This window comes from Achromobacter ruhlandii, assembly GCF_002082135.1.
GTDB classification, from domain to species: Bacteria; Pseudomonadota; Gammaproteobacteria; order Burkholderiales; family Burkholderiaceae_B; genus Achromobacter; species Achromobacter ruhlandii.
Genome location: NZ_CP017433.1, coordinates 958644 through 976609 on the forward strand (window position 1 = coordinate 958644; position 17966 = coordinate 976609).

Annotated in this window: 17 protein-coding genes; 9 read left to right on the forward strand and 8 right to left on the reverse strand. The window is 67.6% G+C overall.

Translation table 11 applies throughout. The annotated features are described in order from the left end of the window. The first annotated feature begins 83 nt into the window (after positions 1 to 83). The 5 genes from gsiC to AruCF_RS04400 all read left to right on the forward strand — a co-directional run bounded on the left by gsiC (position 84) and on the right by AruCF_RS04400 (position 5900). The gene (gene gsiC / locus AruCF_RS04380) at positions 84 to 1004 is read left to right on the forward strand and encodes a glutathione ABC transporter permease GsiC (RefSeq protein ID WP_049072229.1); all 921 of its coding nucleotides are present in this window, start codon (positions 84 to 86) and stop codon (positions 1002 to 1004) included. Positions 1005 to 1011: 7 nt separating this feature from the next. Then, on the forward strand, positions 1012 to 1914 hold the full coding sequence (gene gsiD / locus AruCF_RS04385; RefSeq protein ID WP_049072230.1) for a glutathione ABC transporter permease GsiD: 903 nt from the start codon (positions 1012 to 1014) through the stop codon (positions 1912 to 1914). A 169-nt stretch (positions 1915 to 2083) separates the two neighbouring features. Then, the gene (locus tag AruCF_RS04390; protein WP_049072231.1) at positions 2084 to 3178 is read left to right on the forward strand and encodes a DmpA family aminopeptidase; all 1095 of its coding nucleotides are present in this window, start codon (positions 2084 to 2086) and stop codon (positions 3176 to 3178) included. A 20-nt stretch (positions 3179 to 3198) separates the two neighbouring features. After that, a complete protein-coding gene (locus AruCF_RS04395; protein ID WP_049072232.1) occupies positions 3199 to 4101 on the forward strand; it encodes a M55 family metallopeptidase in 903 nt (300 codons plus the stop codon). An 8-nt stretch (positions 4102 to 4109) separates the two neighbouring features. Further along, positions 4110 to 5900, forward strand: coding sequence for an aminopeptidase P family protein (locus AruCF_RS04400; RefSeq protein ID WP_049072233.1), 1791 nt, complete (start codon positions 4110 to 4112; stop codon positions 5898 to 5900). Between the two features lie 105 nt (positions 5901 to 6005). Here the strand turns inward: AruCF_RS04400 and AruCF_RS04405 are convergent, their stop codons facing one another. Then, positions 6006 to 7013: a hypothetical protein gene (locus AruCF_RS04405; protein WP_049072234.1), complete on the reverse strand. Its 1008-nt coding sequence runs from the start codon at positions 7011 to 7013 to the stop codon at positions 6006 to 6008. 195 nt (positions 7014 to 7208) lie between these two features. Here AruCF_RS04405 and pyrG point away from each other — a divergent pair, with 195 nt between their 5' ends. The 4 genes from pyrG (at position 7209) to ftsB (ending at position 11160) form a co-directional block, all read left to right on the forward strand. Next, positions 7209 to 8861, forward strand: coding sequence for a CTP synthase (gene pyrG, locus AruCF_RS04410; RefSeq protein WP_006389343.1), 1653 nt, complete (start codon positions 7209 to 7211; stop codon positions 8859 to 8861). A gap of 227 nt (positions 8862 to 9088) precedes the next feature. Continuing rightward, complete coding sequence (locus tag AruCF_RS04415) at positions 9089 to 9373, forward strand: DUF1330 domain-containing protein (protein WP_006389344.1); 285 nt, start codon at positions 9089 to 9091, stop codon at positions 9371 to 9373. Positions 9374 to 9377: 4 nt separating this feature from the next. Beyond that, positions 9378 to 10664 (forward strand): phosphopyruvate hydratase, encoded by a 1287-nt coding sequence (eno, locus tag AruCF_RS04420; RefSeq protein WP_006389345.1) that lies wholly within the window; start codon positions 9378 to 9380, stop codon positions 10662 to 10664. Between the two features lie 64 nt (positions 10665 to 10728). After that, positions 10729 to 11160 (forward strand): cell division protein FtsB, encoded by a 432-nt coding sequence (gene ftsB / locus AruCF_RS04425; protein WP_049072235.1) that lies wholly within the window; start codon positions 10729 to 10731, stop codon positions 11158 to 11160. Here the strand turns inward: ftsB and AruCF_RS04430 are convergent. The 7 genes from AruCF_RS04430 to AruCF_RS04460 form a co-directional block, all read right to left on the reverse strand. Further along, complete coding sequence (locus tag AruCF_RS04430; RefSeq protein WP_049072236.1) at positions 11154 to 11834, reverse strand: hypothetical protein; 681 nt, start codon at positions 11832 to 11834, stop codon at positions 11154 to 11156. The two genes, ftsB and AruCF_RS04430, sit on opposite strands and share 7 nt — an antisense overlap. Positions 11835 to 11907: 73 nt before the next feature. Next, positions 11908 to 12837: an Hsp33 family molecular chaperone HslO gene (gene hslO / locus AruCF_RS04435; protein ID WP_049072237.1), complete on the reverse strand. Its 930-nt coding sequence runs from the start codon at positions 12835 to 12837 to the stop codon at positions 11908 to 11910. 87 nt (positions 12838 to 12924) lie between these two features. After that, on the reverse strand, positions 12925 to 13446 hold the full coding sequence (locus AruCF_RS04440) for a gamma carbonic anhydrase family protein (RefSeq protein ID WP_006389349.1): 522 nt from the start codon (positions 13444 to 13446) through the stop codon (positions 12925 to 12927). 47 nt (positions 13447 to 13493) lie between these two features. Beyond that, positions 13494 to 15161, reverse strand: a complete 1668-nt coding sequence (locus AruCF_RS04445) for an acetate--CoA ligase (RefSeq protein WP_049072238.1) — start codon at positions 15159 to 15161, stop codon at positions 13494 to 13496. Between the two features lie 128 nt (positions 15162 to 15289). Beyond that, positions 15290 to 16162: a UDP-2,3-diacylglucosamine diphosphatase gene (locus AruCF_RS04450; protein WP_100503962.1), complete on the reverse strand. Its 873-nt coding sequence runs from the start codon at positions 16160 to 16162 to the stop codon at positions 15290 to 15292. Positions 16163 to 16268: 106 nt separating this feature from the next. After that, positions 16269 to 16994 (reverse strand): site-2 protease family protein, encoded by a 726-nt coding sequence (locus tag AruCF_RS04455; protein WP_049072241.1) that lies wholly within the window; start codon positions 16992 to 16994, stop codon positions 16269 to 16271. A gap of 3 nt (positions 16995 to 16997) precedes the next feature. Next, on the reverse strand, positions 16998 to 17906 hold the full coding sequence (locus AruCF_RS04460; RefSeq protein WP_049072242.1) for a DUF2167 domain-containing protein: 909 nt from the start codon (positions 17904 to 17906) through the stop codon (positions 16998 to 17000). Between the last annotated feature and the right edge of the window lie 60 nt (positions 17907 to 17966).

The following is a 17966-nucleotide window of genomic DNA, read 5'->3' on the forward strand; positions in this document are numbered from 1 at the left end:
GGTAACTCACGGGGCCGTTCGGCCCCTTGCAAGGCCACATACGGCGGGGACGCGGTGTCCCCGCCGATGTTGCAGGAATTTCAATGCTGACCTATATCGTCAAACGTCTTTTGGGCATGATCCCCACGCTGCTGCTGGTGGCCGTGGTCGTGTTCCTGTTTGTGCACATGCTTCCGGGCGACCCGGCGCGACTGGCCGCGGGCCAGGAGGCCGACCAGCAGACCGTCGAACTGGTGCGCAAGGAACTGGGCCTGGATCTGCCCCTGCCGCAGCAGTTCGTGCGCTACTTCAGCCACATGCTGCAAGGCGACCTGGGTACCTCGCTGCGTACCAAGCGTCCCGTCTCGACCGAAATCGCCGATCGCTTCATGCCCACCATGTGGCTGACGATCGCCAGTATGGCCTGGTCCGTCACCTTCGGCATGATCATCGGGATCGTGTCGGCCGTCTGGCGCAACCGCTGGCCCGATCGCCTGGGCATGACGCTGGCGGTGTCCGGTATCTCGTTCCCCGCGTTCGCGCTGGGCATGATGCTGATGCAGATCTTTTCCGTGAACCTGGGCTGGCTGCCGACCGTGGGCGCCTCCAGCTGGAAACACTACATACTTCCGTCCATCACGCTGGGCGCGGCGGTGGCCGCGGTGATGGCGCGCTTTACCCGCGCTTCCTTCGTCGAAGTGGTGCAGGAAGACTTCGTGCGCACCGCCCGCGCCAAGGGCCTGAGCGAGCGCCGCGTGGTCATCAAGCACGCGCTGCGCAACGCGCTGATTCCGGTCGTCACCATGATGGGCCTGCAGTTCGGCTTCCTCCTGGGCGGCTCGATCGTGGTCGAGACGGTGTTCAACTGGCCCGGCCTCGGCCGCCTGCTGGTCGACGCCGTGACCCAGCGCGACTACCCGGTGATCCAGGGCCTGGTGCTGCTGTTCTCGTTCGAATTCATCCTGATCAACCTGATTGTCGACGTGCTCTACGGCGTCATCAATCCCAGCATCCGTTACAAGTGAGGCGGCCATGAGCAATACGACACCCGCCGCAACCGTCGCCACCGCCGTGCCCAAGAACGACGTGCGCACGCCCGCCACCGAGTTCTGGCGCAAGTTCAAGAAGCAGAAGCTGGCCGTGGGCGCCGGCCTCTTTGTCCTGCTGCTGGTCGTGGTGGCGATCCTGGCCCCCTGGATCGTGCCGTTCGACCCGGAGAACTTCTTCGACTACGACGCGCTCAACGCCGGTCCGTCCTGGACGCACTGGCTGGGCGTGGACTCGCTGGGCCGCGATATCTTCAGCCGCATCATCATGGGCGCGCGCATCTCGCTGGCCGCCGGCTTCCTGTCCGTCGCCATGGGCGCCATCGTCGGCACCTTCATGGGCCTGATGGCGGGTTACTACGAAGGCTGGTGGGAGCGCATCACGATGCGCGTCTCCGACGTGCTGCTGGCGTTCCCCGGCATGCTGCTGGCGATCGGCGTGGTCGCGATCCTGGGCTCGAGCATGGTCAACGTGATCGTGGCCGTGGCCGTGTTCAGCGTGCCGGCGTTCGCCCGCCTGGTGCGCGGCAACACGCTGTCGATCAAGCAGATGACCTACGTCGAGGCCGTCAAGAGCGTGGGCGCGTCCGACTGGACCATCATCATGCGCCACATCCTGCCCGGCACGATCTCGCCGATCGTGGTGTATGGCACGATGCGCATCGGCACCTCGATCATCACCGCGGCCAGCCTGTCGTTCCTGGGCATGGGCGCCTCGCCTCCCACGCCGGAGTGGGGCGCGATGCTGAACGAGGCGCGCGCCGACATGGTGATCGCCCCGCACGTGGCGATCTTCCCGGCGCTGGCGATCTTCCTGACCGTGCTGGCGTTCAACCTGCTGGGCGACGGCCTGCGCGACGCGCTCGATCCGAAGATCGATCGCAAGTAACCGCCAAGCGGATGATGGCTACCGCGTCGGTCGCCCCTCGGGGCTCGGCGCGTGTCATCGGTCCCCTTGCCGCCGCCCGCGTCCGGGCGCCCGCCTCGCGGCGGGCGCCACGGCCGCGCGGGACGGCGGCATTTTGCATTCTGGAGCGTGGCGACACGCAGCGACAAGCATGGACAAACAAGCGTTGGACCAACCCCGCATCGGCAAGCTGGAGGCCGGCCCGCTAGATTCGATCTGCGACGTGGGCGACATCAGCGTCGGCCACTGCACGCTGGACGACGGCGCGCTGCAGACCGGCGTGACCGTGGTGCGGCCGCACGGCGGCAATCTGTTCCTGGACAAGGTGCCGGCGGCCGCCACGGTGCTGAACGGCTTCGGCAAGAGCACCGGGCTGGTCCAGGTGCAGGAACTGGGCGTGCTGGAAACGCCGATCGCGCTGACCAACACCTTCGGCGTGGGCACCGTGGCCAACGCCCAGATCCGCGCGGCGGTGGCGGCCACGCCCGAGATCGGCCGCGGCATGTCGACGGTCAATCCGCTGGTGTTCGAGTGCAACGACGGCTATCTGAATGACATCCAGGCCATGGCGGTGCAGGAATCGCACTACGCCCAGGCGCTGGCCGCCGCGGACAAGCGCATGGCGCAGGGCGCGGTCGGCGCGGGTCGTGGCATGTCGTGCTTTTCCTTCAAGGGCGGCATCGGCTCGGCCTCGCGCGTGGCCGCGATCCAGCGTGACCTGCGCTACACCGTCGGCGCGCTGGTGCTGGCCAATTTCGGTCGCCTGCCCAACCTGACCGTGGCCGGCCGGCCCTTCGGCCGGCGGCTGGCGGACCAATTGGACCGCGGCCTGGCGCAGGCGGGAGAGAACGCCGCCATCGTGCCGGAGAAGGGCTCCATCATCCTGCTGGTGGCCACCGACGCGCCGCTGGACGCGCGCCAGTTGCGCCGACTGTCGCTGCGCGCCGGCGCCGGCCTGGCCCGCACCGGCTCGGTGTTCGGCCATGGCAGCGGCGACATCGCGCTGGCGTTCTCCACCGCCTACACCGTGCCGCAACAGGCCGAGCGGCCGATGCCGGCGCTGGCCATGCTGCACGAAACCCGCATCGATCCGCTATTCGAAGCGGCGGCCGAGGCCTGCGAGCAGGCCATCATCGCCGCGCTGTGGCGGGCCGAAGGCGTGCAGGGCCGCGACGGCCATCACCGCGCCGCCATCCGCGACGCCGCGCCCGACTGGCGCCAATGGCTGGCGGACACCGAATTCTGAATCCCACCAAGGCACTCCCCATGAAGATCCTGATTTCCACCGATATCGAAGGCGTCGCCGGCGTCTTCCACGCCGAGCAAGTCCGTGCCGGCAACGGCGAATACGAGCGGGCCCGCGCCTGGATGACCGCCGAGGCCAACGCGGCCGTGCAGGGCGCCATCGCTGGCGGCGCCGAAGAGATCCTGGTCAATGATTCGCACGGCGGTTTCCGCAACCTGCTGCCGGACGGCATCGACGAACGCGCCCGCCTGGTGCTGGGCAAGCCGCGCTACCTGGGCATGATGGGTGGCCTGGAAGAGGGCTGCGACGCCGTCTTCATGATCGGCTATCACTCGCGCTCGCAGGGCCGCGGCATCCTCGCGCACACCATCAACAGCTTCGCTTTCTCGCGCGTCTTCATCAATGGCATGGAGCTGGGCGAGGCCGGCCTGTACGGCGCGCTGGCCGGTGAAATGGGCGTGCCCGTCATCCTGGCCACCGGCGACGACGTGTTCATCGCCGAGACCGCCGACCTGTTCCCCGGCGCGCAGTGGGTGCAGACCAAGGTGGCGCACGGCCAGGGCAGCGGCGTGACGCTGTCGCCGGCGGCCTCGCGCCGCGCGATCGCCGCCGCCGCGGAGACCGCCGTGCGCAACTTGAAGGGAACGACCCCCACGCCGCGCCCGCAAGGCGGGCTTGCTGCCCCGCAGGGGGGCGTTTCCACCTCGGGGCGGCCCAGCGGTGGAAAGGCGGTTCCGTTCCGGATCCCCGCCCCTATAGAATGCCGGTTGCAGACGCAGTCGTCGGCCCTGGCCGACCTGTTCTGCATGTGGCCCACGCTGGAGCGCGTGGACGGCGTGACGCTGCGGTTCACCACGGACAGCATGCAGGCCGCCATCCGCACCTTGAACAGCCTGGCCGCCATGTCCTTCATGTTGCGCTAAGGAAACCCATGTCCAGCACCGACACCCGTATCGCCCAACTGCGGCAAGCCATGCGCCGCCACGGCCTGTCCGCCTATATCGTGCCGTCCTCGGATCCGCACCTGTCCGAATACCTGCCGGCGCGCTGGCAGGGCCGGCGCTGGCTGTCGGGCTTCACGGGTTCGGTGGGCACGCTGGTGGTGACCGCCGATTTCGCCGGCCTGTGGGTCGACAGCCGCTACTGGGTGCAGGCCGAGGCGCAACTGGCCGGCACCGGGGTGCAGCTGATGAAGATCGCCGTCGCCACCACGCCGGGCCATGTGGACTGGCTGGCCGCCAACACCCGCGCCGGTGATGTCATCGGCGTCGATGGGCAGGTGCTGGGCCTGGCCGCGTTCCGCGCGCTGTCGGTGGCCGCCGCCACGTCCGGCGCCACGCTGGAGATCCGCGCCGACCTGCTGGACGATATCTGGACCGACCGCGCCGGCCTGCCGCTGGCCGCGATCTACGAACACGTGGCGCCGCAGGCCTGCGTCACGCGCGCCGACAAGCTGGCCCAGGTGCGCGCCGCCATGCGCGCCCATGGCGCCGACGTGCATTTCATCAGCACGCTCGACGACATCGCCTGGCTCTTCAACCTGCGCGGCGCCGATGTCGACTACAACCCGGTGTTCGTCGGCCATGCGCTGCTCGGCCTGGACCACGCTACGCTGTTCGTGGCTGACGGCAAGATCGACGCCGCGCTGCGCGCCACCCTGGCCGCCGATGGCGTCGAAGTGGCCGATTACGCCCAGGCCGCCGACGCGCTGGCCTCGCTCGAACTGGACCAGAAGCTGCTGATCGACCCGGCCCGCGTCACCTGCGGCGTGTTCCACGCGATGGACCCGGCCGTGCCGCGCGTCGAGGCCATCAACCCGTCCACGCTGCTCAAGTCGCGCAAGACCGACGCTGAACTGGCCAACGTGCGCCAGGCCATGGCGCAGGACGGGGCGGCGCTGTGCGAGTTCTTCGCCTGGTTCGAGGGCGCGCTGGGCAACGAGCGTATCACCGAGCTGACCATCGACGAACAGATCACCGCCGCCCGCGCGCGCCGGCCGGACTACGTCTGCCCCAGCTTCGCCACCATCGCCGGCTTCAACGCCAACGGCGCCATGCCGCACTACCGCGCCACGGCCGAGTCGCACGCCACCATCGAAGGCGACGGCCTGCTGCTGATCGATTCCGGCGGCCAGTACCTGGGCGGCACCACCGACATCACCCGCGTGGTCGCGGTGGGCACGCCCAGCGCCGACCAGAAGGTCGACTTCACGCTGGTGCTCAAGGGCATGATCGCGCTGTCGCGCGCTTCGTTCCCCCGCGGCACGCCGTCGCCGATGCTGGACGCCATCGCGCGCGCCCCGATCTGGGAAGGCGGCGCCGAATACGGCCACGGCACCGGCCACGGCGTGGGCTACTTCCTGAACGTGCACGAAGGCCCGCAGGTCATCTCCTATCGCGCGGTTCCCGGTCCGCACACGGCCATGGAGCCGGGCATGATCACGTCCAACGAACCGGGCATCTATCGTCCCGGCCGCTGGGGCGTGCGCATCGAGAACCTGGTGGCCAACCGCGCCTGGCTGACGTCCGAATTGGGCGAGTTCCTGTGTTTCGAGACGCTGACGCTGTGCCCGATCGACACGCGCTGCATCGAGCCGTCGCTGCTGCGCGCGGATGAAATCGCGTGGCTCAACGACTATCACAAGACCGTGTTCGAGCGCCTGTCGCCCTTGGTCGAGGGCGAAGCGCTGGCCTGGCTGGAACGCCGCACCGCGGCCATCTGACGGTCGCGTCCTGCAATGTGACGGTCGCGTCCTGCAATGACAAAAGGCCCCAACGGGGCCTTTTGTCATTGCGCTTGCGGCGTTGCGCCTTCGCGCGGCGGCGCCTCAGGCCGGCGCGTTCGCCGGCGGCGTCTCGCGATGCCGGTAGAACAGCCGGGCGCCGGCATAGCATCCCAGCGCGATCAGCACGCCATAGATCAGCAGCGACACCGCGGTCGTCATGTACGACTCGGCGGCGCGCATCAGCTGGTCCCAGGTCATGTTCCAGAGGATCAGGAAGGCCAGGCCGACGCCAAGCACCTGCGTCAGCCAGAACGCGAAGGTGCCGTGGGCGATGGCGCAGCCGAACCCGGCCGTGCCCAGCGTCCGTGGCAGGCTTTTGAGGCAGACCCACGCCGCCAGACCCAAGATCAGGGCCGGCAGCACCCAGTAGCCAAGGGCGTACTCCAGCAGTTGCTCCGAACGCACATAGGTCATGAAGTAGCCGCCCAACACCAGTCCGACGTGCAATTGCCACAGCAGCAGCGTCAGCGCGGCGATCCATGCCGCGTGGCGGGGCGTGTGGGACGGCGCCGCCGGTCCGCCGGCCGGCCTGACGCTCCAGGCCGCGATGCGCACCGCCAGCCAGGCGCCCGCGATCACCAGCAGCAGGCCACACAGTTTGAGCGGCAGCGCCATCACCAGCACCCGGGCCGGGCGGTAGTAGCCGAAAACGTTGTCCACCCATTCCCGGTTCGCCAGGACGAACGAATAGAACGCATGCTGCAGCAGCGCCTGGGCGGCGGAGATCAGCACGAACAACACCAGCGAGACCATCAACAGCACGGCCGTCATCCGGCCCGGCCGGTCGACGCCGGCGGCGTCGTGCCGGCGTAGCCAGCGTTGCGTGGTGCACCAGGTGACCAGCGCCATGAGGACGGTGCCGGCGACGATTTGCACGACCGTGGTGGCCACCATCTCGGGGCGCGCGAACGTCTCGCGGATCCGCTCGGCCAACGGGGACGCCAGCAACAGATAGGCCTGCAGCAGCGCCGCGGCGAGCAATTGCAGGCAGACGACGGCGGTGACCAGGCGCCAGGCCAGGGCGTTCGGGCGTTCGGGCGGGGCGTTCATCGGCGACGGGCTCCTCGGGATGTCGAAATCGGGGACGAACATAGCATGGTCCCCGCCCGCGAGGCATGTCGGGGCGCCGGCCGAGTGCAGCCAAATGTTACGCCTGGCCGCTAGGGGAAAACCCAGACAAGTTCCGCCTCCCGGCTATAATCCAAATTTCCCGCACGCGCCCGCTCGTCCCGGGCGCTTATTACGATGACCAAATACGTATTTGTCACCGGCGGAGTGGTGTCTTCCCTGGGCAAGGGCATCGCCGCTGCGTCGCTCGCCGCCATCCTCGAGTCGCGTGGTCTGCAGGTCACCATGCTCAAGCTCGACCCCTACATCAACGTCGATCCGGGCACCATGAGCCCGTTCCAGCACGGTGAGGTGTTCGTCACGGAAGACGGCGCCGAAACCGACCTGGACCTGGGCCACTACGAGCGTTTCGTCTCCGCCCGCATGCACAAGGTGAACAACTTCACCACCGGGCAGATCTACGAATCGGTGCTGCGCAAGGAGCGCCGGGGCGACTACCTGGGCAAGACCGTCCAGGTCATTCCGCACATCACCAACGAGATCCAGGACTTCATCGCCCGTGGCGCGGACGCCGCCTGGAACGGCAACACCGACGTCGCCATCGTCGAGATCGGCGGCACCGTGGGCGACATCGAATCGCTGCCCTTCCTGGAAGCCGCGCGCCAGATGAGCCTGCGCATGGGCCGCAACAATGCCGCCTTCGTGCACCTGACGCTGGTGCCGTTCATCGCGTCCGCCGGCGAACTCAAGACCAAGCCCACCCAGCACTCGGTGCAGAAGCTGCGCGAAATCGGCATCTACCCGAACGCGCTGCTGTGCCGCGCCGACCGTCCCATTCCGGACGACGAGCGCGCCAAGATCTCGATGTTCTCCAACGTCCCCCTGGATGCCGTCATCTCGGTGTGGGACGCCGACTCGATCTACAAGATCCCGGCCATGCTGCACAAGCAGGGCGTGGACAACATCGTCTGCGAAGCGCTGGGCCTGACCCCGCCGCCGGCCGACCTGTCCATGTGGGACAACCTGGTCGACGCGCTCGAACACCCCGAGCACCAGCTGACCATCGGCATGGTCGGCAAGTACGTCGACCTGACCGAGTCGTACAAGTCGCTGACCGAAGCCCTGGTGCACGCCGGCATCCACACGCGCTCCAAGATCAATATCGAGTACATCGATTCCGAAGACATCGAAACCCGCGGCACCGACCAGCTCAAGCACCTGGACGCCATCCTGGTGCCGGGCGGCTTCGGCAAGCGCGGCACCGAAGGCAAGATCGCCGCGATCCGCTACGCCCGTGAAAACGGCGTGCCGTACCTGGGCATCTGCCTGGGCATGCAACTGGCCGTGATCGAATTCGCGCGCCACGTGGCGGGCCTGGGCGGCGCCAACAGCACCGAGTTCGATCCGTCGGCGCCGCATCCCGTGGTGGCCCTGATCACCGAATGGATGGACCGCGAAGGCAAGGTCGAAAAGCGCGACAACTCGTCCGACCTGGGCGGCACCATGCGCAAGGGCGCGCAGCGCGTGCCGATCAAGCCGGGCACCCGCGCTCAGTCGATCTACGGCGACGAAGTCAACGAACGCCATCGCCACCGCTACGAAGTCAACAACGTCTACGTGCCGCGCCTCGAAGAGGCTGGCATGGTGATCAGCGCGCGCACCCCGACCGAGAACCTGCCGGAAATCATGGAACTGCCCGACCACCCCTGGTTCGTCGGCGTCCAGTTCCACCCGGAGTTCACGTCCACCCCGCGTGACGGCCACCCGCTGTTCTCCAGCTACATCCGCGCCGCCATCGAGCAGAAGGCTCGCCGCGGCCAGGGGGCGTAATGGCGGTCGGCGGCACCGAGCCGCGCATTTGCGCCGCCCGGGCCGCCGGCCTTATTCCCGCCGTCGCTCCTGGCGGACAACGCGCCGTGGCCTCGCGCCGCGGCGCTGCTTTCGGATACAACCACTTAGCATCGGACAGGCACGGCCCCGCCGTGTTGCGCGACACTGCCCGTGTCTCGCGGTCCGGCGCCGCGACCCCATCAATGCAACTGCCCTGAAGGAACCCCATGAGTGCCTATCTCATCGCCGACGTCACAGTGACCAAGCCCGCGCAGTACGAGGATTACAAGCGTCTGTCCACGCTCGCCATGCGCGCGTACGATGCCAAGATCCTGGTGCGCGGCGGCGAATCCCGGCACCTTGAGGGGCGTGAGCCCGGCCGCACCGTCGTCATGGAGTTTCCCTCCATGGCCGCGGCCCAGGCCTTCTACGACTCCTGGCAGTACCGACGCGCCCGCAATGCCCGTGAAGGCGCGGCCGTGATGAATATGTTTATCGTTCAGGGAATGTAAAGTCATGAGTGCAATCGTCGATATCATCGGCCGCGAGATTCTGGATTCGCGCGGCAACCCGACCGTCGAATGTGACGTGTTGCTGGAATCCGGCGCCATGGGCCGCGCGGCCGTGCCGTCGGGCGCGTCCACCGGCGCCCGCGAAGCCATCGAGCTGCGCGACGGCGACAAGGGCCGCTACCTCGGCAAGGGCGTGCTGCGCGCCGTCGAGAACCTCAATACCGAAATCTCGGAAGCGCTGATGGGCCTGGACGCCCAGGAGCAGACCTTCGTCGATCGCACCCTGATCGAGCTGGACGGCACCGAGTCCAAGGAACGCCTGGGCGCCAACGCCATCCTGGCCGCCTCGATGGCCGTGGCCCGCGCCGCCGCCGACGAGTCCGGCCTGTCGCTGTACCGCTACTTCGGCGGCAGCGGCCCCATGAGCATGCCGGTGCCGATGATGAACGTCATCAACGGCGGCGCGCACGCCAACAACACCCTCGACCTGCAGGAACTGATGATCCTGCCGGTAGGCGCGGGCAGCTTCCGCGAGGCCCTGCGCTGGGGCGCCGAAGTCTTCCACATGCTCAAGAAGCTGATCCACGGCCAGGGCATGTCCACGGCGGTGGGCGACGAGGGCGGTTTCGCCCCCAACGTGGCCAGCCACGAAGCCGCCATCCAGCTGATCCTGAAGGCCATCACCGAAGCCGGCTACGAGCCGGGCACGCAGATCGCCCTGGGCCTGGACTGCGCCAGCTCCGAGTTCTACCGCGACGGCAAGTACACGCTGGCCGGCGAAGGCGGCATCTCGCTGTCCTCGCAGGAATTTACCAACCTGCTGGCGACCTGGTGCGACAAGTACCCGATCATCTCGATCGAAGACGGCATGGCCGAAAACGACTGGGAAGGCTGGAAGCTGCTGACCGACCAGCTTGGCAAGAAGGTGCAGCTGGTGGGCGACGACCTGTTCGTCACCAACACCAAGATCCTGCGCGAAGGCATCCAGAAGGGCGTCGCCAACTCGATCCTCATCAAGATCAACCAGATCGGCACCCTGACCGAAACCTTTGCCGCCATCGAAATGGCCAAGCGCGCCGGCTACACCGCCGTCGTCTCGCACCGTTCGGGCGAAACCGAGGATTCGACCATCGCCGACATCGCCGTGGCCACCAACGCCATGCAGATCAAGACCGGCTCGCTGTCGCGTTCGGATCGCATGGCCAAGTACAACCAGCTGCTGCGCATCGAGGAAGAACTGGCCGAAGTCGCGTCGTACCCCGGCCTGGAAGCCTTCTACAACTTGCGTTAATGTAAGCGGGCCGCGGCACGCGCCGCGGCCTTGTTAGCGCCACGACTGCTGAGGGTTCCCGCGTATGCGCCTGTTGTTCCTGGTGCTGTTCGTGCTGGTAGGGCTGATCCAATACCCGCTCTGGCTGGGTAAGGGCGGCTGGTTCAAAGTCTGGGACCTGCAACGCCAGGTGGCGGCGCAGCGCGAGACCAACGAAGGCCTGCGCGCGCGCAACGCCGCGCTGGAAGCCGAAGTCCGCGACCTGGACAACGGCTCCGGCGCCATCGAGGAACGGGCGCGGGGCGAACTGGGCATGATGCGCGAAGGCGAAGTCTTCGTGCACATCCTGCCCCAGAACACCCAGCCGCCCGCGGGCGGCGCCTCGTTGGCCACCGATGCGGCCAGTCGGCCCGCCACGCCCACGCGCGCCAGCGCACCGGCCACCCCGGCCGCCCGGCCGGCCAATGCCCGTCCCGCCAGCGGCAATGCCGCCGGCAACGCCAACACCCGTCACTGACTTGCCGCCGGCGCGTCCGTGCGCGGGCAGCGCAGGCGACGGCAAGCGCCTTGCACCATGCCGGCCGGCGGCGGCCGCCCCCGGGCTTCATCCCGCGGTTCCGAGTGCATTTCCATGACGAGTTCCATGCCGATCGGCGCCAGTCCGTGGCGCCACGCCTGCCCGCCATAGCTGTCGTCGGCCGGGGCCAGGGCCGCCAGCAGCGTCCTTAGCGGCGCCAGCAAGGGCCGGTACAGGTAGGTCAGCCGCAGCTTGAGCGTGCCGCCTTGGGGGCGACCATCCGGCGCGCGGGCATGGCCATCGGAAGGGAGGGGCCGCAGGATTTCGATGCGCCACGGCGGCATGCCCATCAGGGCCGCGCCGCGTTCGAGATCGCGCGCCTGCCGGCGGCGGGCGCCGGTCGTTCCGCCGGGGCCGGCATGCAGGGGCAGCAACGCCCGCAGGAAGGCTGCCCGCATGAGGGCGGGGTCGGCGTGTCCGGTGCTGCCCGCGCGGGCGGCTTCCATCAGGGCCAACTGGGCGACCTGGCGGGTGAGCTGCCAGCGCGCGGCCTCCAGCGCCAGGAGCGCCAGCAGCAGCGCCGTGGCCGCGGCCAGGGTGAACTCGAGGGCGGCGGCACCCCGTTGCGGCGGGCGCCTGCCGCGCCGGGATGGGGCGCAAAAAAAGGCGGTCATGGCCGGCCAGTGTGGCGCGGGCATGACCGCCTGTCGATGCGTACAAGCCGAGGGGGCAGCCCTCGGCGCGGGTTCAATGCACGGTGGGCGGCGTGTCGCTGTTGGCCGGCTGACCGCCGGTGAACAGCGCGGCGCAATCGACCGCGTCGAAGACGTAAGGCTTACCGCAGAAGTCGCAGGCCACGTCGACCTGGCCGCGCTCGGCCAGGATGTCGTCGACCTCGGCCTGTCCCAGCGAGCGCAGCATGTTGGCCACGCGTTCGCGGGTGCAGGGACAGTGCCAGCGCACCGGCTGCGGATCGAAGGCCACCAGAGTCTCTTCCCAGTACAGCCGGTGGATCAGGGTGTCGATATCCGTGGCCAGCAGTTCGTCGCGCTTGAGCGTGGCGGCCAGCGCCGCGGCGCGGTCCCAGGTCTCGGCGGCGGCCTGTTCGGTCAGGACGGGATTGTCCGAGCCGCCGTGGTAGGGCAGGCGCTGGATCAGCAGGCCGGCGGCATGGTCGGCGTCGGCGGCCAGCCACAGGCGCGTGTCGAGCTGTTCCGAGGCTTTCATATAGTGCTGCAGCGCTTCGGCGACGGTCTCGCCTTCCAGGGGCACGATGCCCTGGTACGCCTGCTGGCCGGGCACCTTGTTCTGGGGATCCAGCACCACGATGAAGCGGCCGTTGCCGCCGGGGTTCAGCAGGCTCTGCATGTCGCCATCGGCCGGCACCGCGTGGCCTTCGCGCACCTTGACGGTGGCGCGCAGGCTGAGGTCAGCGCGGCATTCCACCACCAGCAGGGCGATCGGGCCGTCGCCCTGGATCTGCAGCACCAGCGAGCCGTCGAACTTGATGTTGGCGGCCAGCAGGGTGGAGGCCGCCACCAGTTCGCCCAGCAGGTGGGTGATGGCGGGCGGGTAGTCGTGGTTGGCCTGGACGGCCTTCCAGGTATCCGTGAGGCGCACCGCTTGGACGCGGACGCTTCGGTCTTCGAGGAGGTATTTCTTGAGCTGATCGGTCATGGGAGAATGTTAGCCGATCGCGCGGCCGATTCCCCCTGCCGCCGGCAGGGACGTAGGGGGTCTTGCGGGGTGTTCCCGGCGGCGCGGTCAGGCCAGCCGTTTCAGGGCCGTCTTGTAGTGTTGGCCGCGCGCCACGTAATGGGCGGTGTTCTTGTGCAGATTGGCGATTTCCTCGTCCGACAGCTCGCGCACGATCTTGCCGATGCCGATGACCAGGGAGTTGTCCGGAATCACCCGGTCTTCCGGGATGATGGCGCCGGCGCCGATCAGGCAGTTGCGGCCGATCACGGCATTGTTCAGCACGATCGCCTGCATGCCCACCAGCGCGCCTTCGTGGATGGTGCAGCCATGCAGCATGGCCTGATGGCCCACGGTGACGTTCGGGCCGATGGTCATGGGACAGCCGGTGTCCACGTGCAGCACGCTGCCCTCCTGGATATTGGTGCCCTGGCGGATCAGGATGGCATCGTTGTCGCCGCGGATGGAGACATGCGACCAGATGCTGACGCCGGCTTCCAGCGTGACGTTGCCGATGATGTCGGCGCTATCGGCCACGTAGGCGGCGGGATCAATGCGGGGAATGAGGTCGTCGAGCTGGTAAATGGGCATGCCCTGTCTCCGGGTACGGCGGCGGGTCTCTGGCGGACCCGCCCGCGTCATTGGGGCCTGGACGCCTGGGCGCGTTCTTCTTCGCGCTGGCGCAGGATGCGACGCTGGATTTTACCGGTGGTGGTCATGGGCAATTCTTCGACGAATTCGATTTCCTTGGGATACTCGTAGGGCGCCAGGCGCTCGCGCACGTGTTCCTGCAGGTTTTCGATGATGTCGCCGCGGTCGCGCTGGGCGAACTCGGGCGTCAGCACCACATAGGCCTTGACCACCGCGCCGCGCTCGGCGTCCGGCTTGGGCACCACCGCGGCATTGGCCACGGCCGGGTGCCCGATCAGGCAGCTTTCGATTTCGCCCGGGCCGATGCGGTAGCCGGACGACTTGAATACGTCATCGGCGCGGCCGGCGTACCAGAGGTAGCCGTCGGCGTCGATCCGCGCCAGGTCGCCCGTCAGGCACCAGTCGCCCTTGAACTTTGCCTGAGTGGCGGCCTCGTTGCGCCAGTAGCCCAGGAACAGCACCGGGTCGGGATAACCGTGGATATCGTAGCGATTGACGGCGATCTCGCCGGTTTCTCCCGGCGCCACCGGCTGGCCGGCGTCATCCAGCACCGCGACCCGATGGCCGGGGTAGGGCCGGCCCATGCTGCCGGGCTTGGCCGGCCAGCGCTTCTGGCTGTTGCCGACCACGTAGTTCATTTCGGTCTGGCCGAACATCTCGTTGGGCGTGACGCCCAGGGCCGACTGGCACCACTCGAACACGGTTTCGCCCACGCTTTCGCCCGCGCTCATGATCGAGCGCAGAGCCAGCTGATAGCGATTACGCGGCTCGGGCACCGCCTTCATCATCATCTTCAGCGCCGTCGGGAACAGGAAAGTATTGGTGACCTGGTAGCGTTCCAGCAGCTCGAACGCGCGCTCGACCGAAAAGCGGCCCCGGGTGCCGACGATGGGGTGGCCGAAATACAGCGTGGGCAGCAGCGCGTCCATCATGCCGCCGGTCCAGGCCCAGTCGGCCGGCGACCAGAAAACGTCGGCGGGTCGAGGGAACCAATCCTGCGAGGCGACAAAGCCCGGCAGATTGCCGATCAGCGCGCTGTGCGGCAGCAAGGCCCCCTTGGGCGCGCCGGTGGTGCCGGAGGTATAGAGCAGGATGGCCGGATCCGACGAACGCGTCGGCACCGGCTTGAATTCGCTCGGCTGGCGCGCCAACAGGCTGCGCCAGGGCAGGACGCGCTCGTCGGCGAAGCCGATGCCGATGATCTGTTGCAGGTTGGGGCAGTTGTCGCTGACGGCCAGCAGGTTGGCGCTGGAGGCGTGGTCGACGATGGCGACGCGGGTTTCCGAATCGCACAGGCGGCTTTGCAGGGCTTCGGGGCCGAACAGGGCCGACAGCGGCAGCACCACCGCGCCGACGCTGTAGATCGCCATGTGCGCAACCACGGTTTCAGGGCGTTGTCCCAAAACCACACCGACGCGGTCGCCGCGTCCCACGCCCATCTTCACCAGTCCATTGGCCAGTTGATTGGCGGCCTCGGCCAGCCGCGCATAGGTCCAGACCTCGCGGTTGCCGGCTTCATCTTCGTAGTAGATGGCGATGCGCCGCGCATCCGGACTACTGGATGCCCAGCGGTGGCAGCACGCTTCCGCGATGTTGAACTGGGTGGGAACCAGCCAGCGGAATGTTTGGTAGAGCACCTGATATTGGTCGTTCATGGCCCTATGTTGTGAGCATGTTGCAGCGTGAACGGGTCAGTTTTTGCCCGTTGCCCCAATTGCAAGCATGACCTAGAGGGCCGTGAACTGCAATATCCCCGTTGCGTAACGGGGACGTATAAGGGTTATCACGGGTGCTTGCCCTGGCGGCGCAGCGCCGACGGCAGCGCCGGCAGGGACAGCGAGCGCGGCTTGCGCTGCGCCGGGTCGGCCTGGCGCTCGGCCTGGATCGCGGCCCAGTCCAGCAACTGCAGCTGGCCGTCGTGGGTCTCGGCCAGCGCCGACAGGCTTTCCACCCAGTCGCCGTCGTTGCAGTACAGGATGCCGCCCACGTCGCGCAGTTCGGCCTTGTGGATGTGGCCGCACACCACCCCGTCCAGGCCGCGGCGGCGGGCCTCGCCGGCCAGCGCTTCCTCGAAGTCGGTGATGAACGACACCGCGTTCTTGACCTTGTGCTTGAGGTACTGCGACAGCGACCAGTAATGCAGCCCCAGGCGGTGGCGCAGGCGGTTGAAATGATGGTTGATCCACAGCGCCAGCTGGTAGAGGCCGTCGCCCAGGTGCGCCAGCCAGCGGCTGTGCTGGATCACGCCGTCGAACTGGTCGCCGTGCAGCACCAGCAGACGCAAGCCCTTGGCGGTGACGTGCACGTCTTCGTCCAGGATCTCGATGTCGCCGAAGGCGTAGCCGGCGAACTCGCGCGCGAACTCGTCATGATTGCCCGGGATGAACACCACCCGGGTGCCGTTGCGCGCCTTGCGCAGAATGCGCTGGATCACGTCGTTGTGGGCCCGCGGCCAGTGCCAGTGCTTGCGCAGCTGCCAGCCGTCGACGATGTCGCCGACCAGGTACAGGGTGTCGGAATCGTTGTGCTCGAGGAAATCCAGCAGGAACTCCGCCTTGCACCCGGCGGTGCCCAGGTGAATGTCGGAAATCCAGAGAGCGCGCCAGTGCGTGGGGCGGATTTCGTTCACGGTGCTATCCATGGGGGCTGTCGTCATGCCTGGGAATGAAACCATCCCGCGATGACCGTGACATGAAAAAAAAGTGACGCTGTTGTGACGGCCGCGCTCGTTTCGGCGGTGGCGGCCGTCAAACAGGAGAGCTTCAGCCGCGCAGGTGCCCCAGCATCTCGTGCACGTCGTGGGCCATGATCGCCAGCACGCAGACCAGGCCCAGGTAGGCGCAGGTGTAGGTCAGCTTGCTTTCCAGCGAGGTGCCGTAATAGGCCTGGTTTTCGGGCAGCGAGGGATCGTACTTGAAGGCCCGCAGCACGTTGGGCAAGGCCAGTACGGCCACCAGGATCAGGATCGGGCTGGGGCGCCAGAAGAACAGTGCCACCAACACCGGCACGCCCACCAGCCAGATGCGCGGCGACAGCACCGCGGTGATGCGGCCGCCGTCGAAGGGCGACAGCGGGATCAGGTTGAACAGGTTGATGAAAAAGCCCGCGTAGGACAGCGCCAGCAGCAGGTCGCTGCCGGTGCTGCGCGCCGCGAAGTAGCAAGCCAGCGACGCCACCGTGCCGGCCAGCGGCCCGCCCAGGCCCACATAGGCCTCGGTGTCGGCATCGTGCGGCATTTCCTTGAGCTGGATCCAGGCGCCGACGAACGGGATGAAGACGGGCGCGCCCACGTCCAGCCCGCGCTGGCGCGCCGCGATGTAGTGGCCCAGTTCATGCACCAGCAGCAACAGCACGAAGCCGGCCGCGTAGCGCCAGCCGAAGACGAAGGCGTAGACCGCCACCGACAGCAGCATGGTGCCGCCGGTGGCGAACAGCTTGCCGAACTTCAGGTATTTCAGGCCCGAGAACAGCAGTAGCAGCAGCTTCATCGCTCAGGGCTGTTGCTGTTCGGCCTTCTTGCCGCGAAAGCGCTTCCACAGCCCGCCGCCCAGCGCCGCGGCGGCCAGGATGCCGACCTTGGCGAACTTGGCCAGGAACGCCGCGATCACGGCGAACAGGCCCAGCTTCTTGGCGGCGACGCCCGCGACCAGCGCGGCCAGCCCGTATTCGGCGACCTTGTCGGTGGACGAGTTGAAGTCGGCGTAGCGCTTGCCTTCGACGTACTTCAGGTTGTCCAGCAGGGTCAGCACCGCGGTCTTGTCCTTCGGCACCAGGTTCTTCTGTGTGATCAGGTCCAGCGTGATGTAGCCGTCGCGGCCCAGCGCGTAGGTGTTGTAGTTGACCGTGGGGTTGTCGTTGGCCGCTTCGCCCTTGTGCTTGACGGCGACCGACCAGACCAGGCGCTGGGTGTTGCTGTCGTACTTGGGCGCCTCGACCCAACCGTCCATGACCAGCTCGGGAAAGCCGCGCTTCTTGCGTTCGACGTTGGATTCCTCGGTGCCGTCGCGCAGGCTGTCCAGCAGCTCGTTGACGTTCCAGTTCTTGGCGTCGTCGTCCTTGATGTAGCCGGCCTTGTCGAAGTTGACGGTGATGACCCAGTCGTCATCGTCGCTCTTGGGCATGACCACGCCCAAGAGCGAGGGGTCCTTGCCATTGCCGTAGGCGGCCATCAGGCGATCGGCCTGGAGGCGCGGCACGAAGAACATCGATTCGGGCAGGTGCACCACGGCCTGGTCGCCCAGCTTCACGTCGGCCGGGCCTTCCTGGGCGGCCGCGTAGGCGGCCTTCATCGCGGCTTCGATCTCCTGTTGCGCGGCGGCATTCTGGGCCGAGGCGCCGAAGGGCAGGAACAACAAGGCACTGGCGGCGGCCAGCGACAGGCGGGAAAGGAATGCGCGCATGATGAGTTATTGGAGCGTCTATGAAAGGGGCCCCATTGTCTTTGCACGCGACTTTCAACT

What these genes read in the sequence shown, in the direction of transcription:
- gsiC (WP_049072229.1), top strand. Translation starts at nt 84, where the DNA reads ATGCTGACCTATATCGTCAAACGTCTTTTGGGCATGATCCCCACGCTG.
- gsiD (WP_049072230.1), top strand. Translation starts at nt 1,012, where the DNA reads ATGAGCAATACGACACCCGCCGCAACCGTCGCCACCGCCGTGCCCAAG.
- AruCF_RS04390 (WP_049072231.1), top strand. Translation starts at nt 2,084, where the DNA reads ATGGACAAACAAGCGTTGGACCAACCCCGCATCGGCAAGCTGGAGGCC.
- AruCF_RS04395 (WP_049072232.1), top strand. Translation starts at nt 3,199, where the DNA reads ATGAAGATCCTGATTTCCACCGATATCGAAGGCGTCGCCGGCGTCTTC.
- AruCF_RS04400 (WP_049072233.1), top strand. Translation starts at nt 4,110, where the DNA reads ATGTCCAGCACCGACACCCGTATCGCCCAACTGCGGCAAGCCATGCGC.
- AruCF_RS04405 (WP_049072234.1), bottom strand. Translation starts at nt 7,013, where the DNA reads ATGAACGCCCCGCCCGAACGCCCGAACGCCCTGGCCTGGCGCCTGGTC.
- pyrG (WP_006389343.1), top strand. Translation starts at nt 7,209, where the DNA reads ATGACCAAATACGTATTTGTCACCGGCGGAGTGGTGTCTTCCCTGGGC.
- AruCF_RS04415 (WP_006389344.1), top strand. Translation starts at nt 9,089, where the DNA reads ATGAGTGCCTATCTCATCGCCGACGTCACAGTGACCAAGCCCGCGCAG.
- eno (WP_006389345.1), top strand. Translation starts at nt 9,378, where the DNA reads ATGAGTGCAATCGTCGATATCATCGGCCGCGAGATTCTGGATTCGCGC.
- ftsB (WP_049072235.1), top strand. Translation starts at nt 10,729, where the DNA reads ATGCGCCTGTTGTTCCTGGTGCTGTTCGTGCTGGTAGGGCTGATCCAA.
- AruCF_RS04430 (WP_049072236.1), bottom strand. Translation starts at nt 11,834, where the DNA reads ATGACCGCCTTTTTTTGCGCCCCATCCCGGCGCGGCAGGCGCCCGCCG.
- hslO (WP_049072237.1), bottom strand. Translation starts at nt 12,837, where the DNA reads ATGACCGATCAGCTCAAGAAATACCTCCTCGAAGACCGAAGCGTCCGC.
- AruCF_RS04440 (WP_006389349.1), bottom strand. Translation starts at nt 13,446, where the DNA reads ATGCCCATTTACCAGCTCGACGACCTCATTCCCCGCATTGATCCCGCC.
- AruCF_RS04445 (WP_049072238.1), bottom strand. Translation starts at nt 15,161, where the DNA reads ATGAACGACCAATATCAGGTGCTCTACCAAACATTCCGCTGGCTGGTT.
- AruCF_RS04450 (WP_100503962.1), bottom strand. Translation starts at nt 16,162, where the DNA reads ATGACGACAGCCCCCATGGATAGCACCGTGAACGAAATCCGCCCCACG.
- AruCF_RS04455 (WP_049072241.1), bottom strand. Translation starts at nt 16,994, where the DNA reads ATGAAGCTGCTGCTACTGCTGTTCTCGGGCCTGAAATACCTGAAGTTC.
- AruCF_RS04460 (WP_049072242.1), bottom strand. Translation starts at nt 17,906, where the DNA reads ATGCGCGCATTCCTTTCCCGCCTGTCGCTGGCCGCCGCCAGTGCCTTG.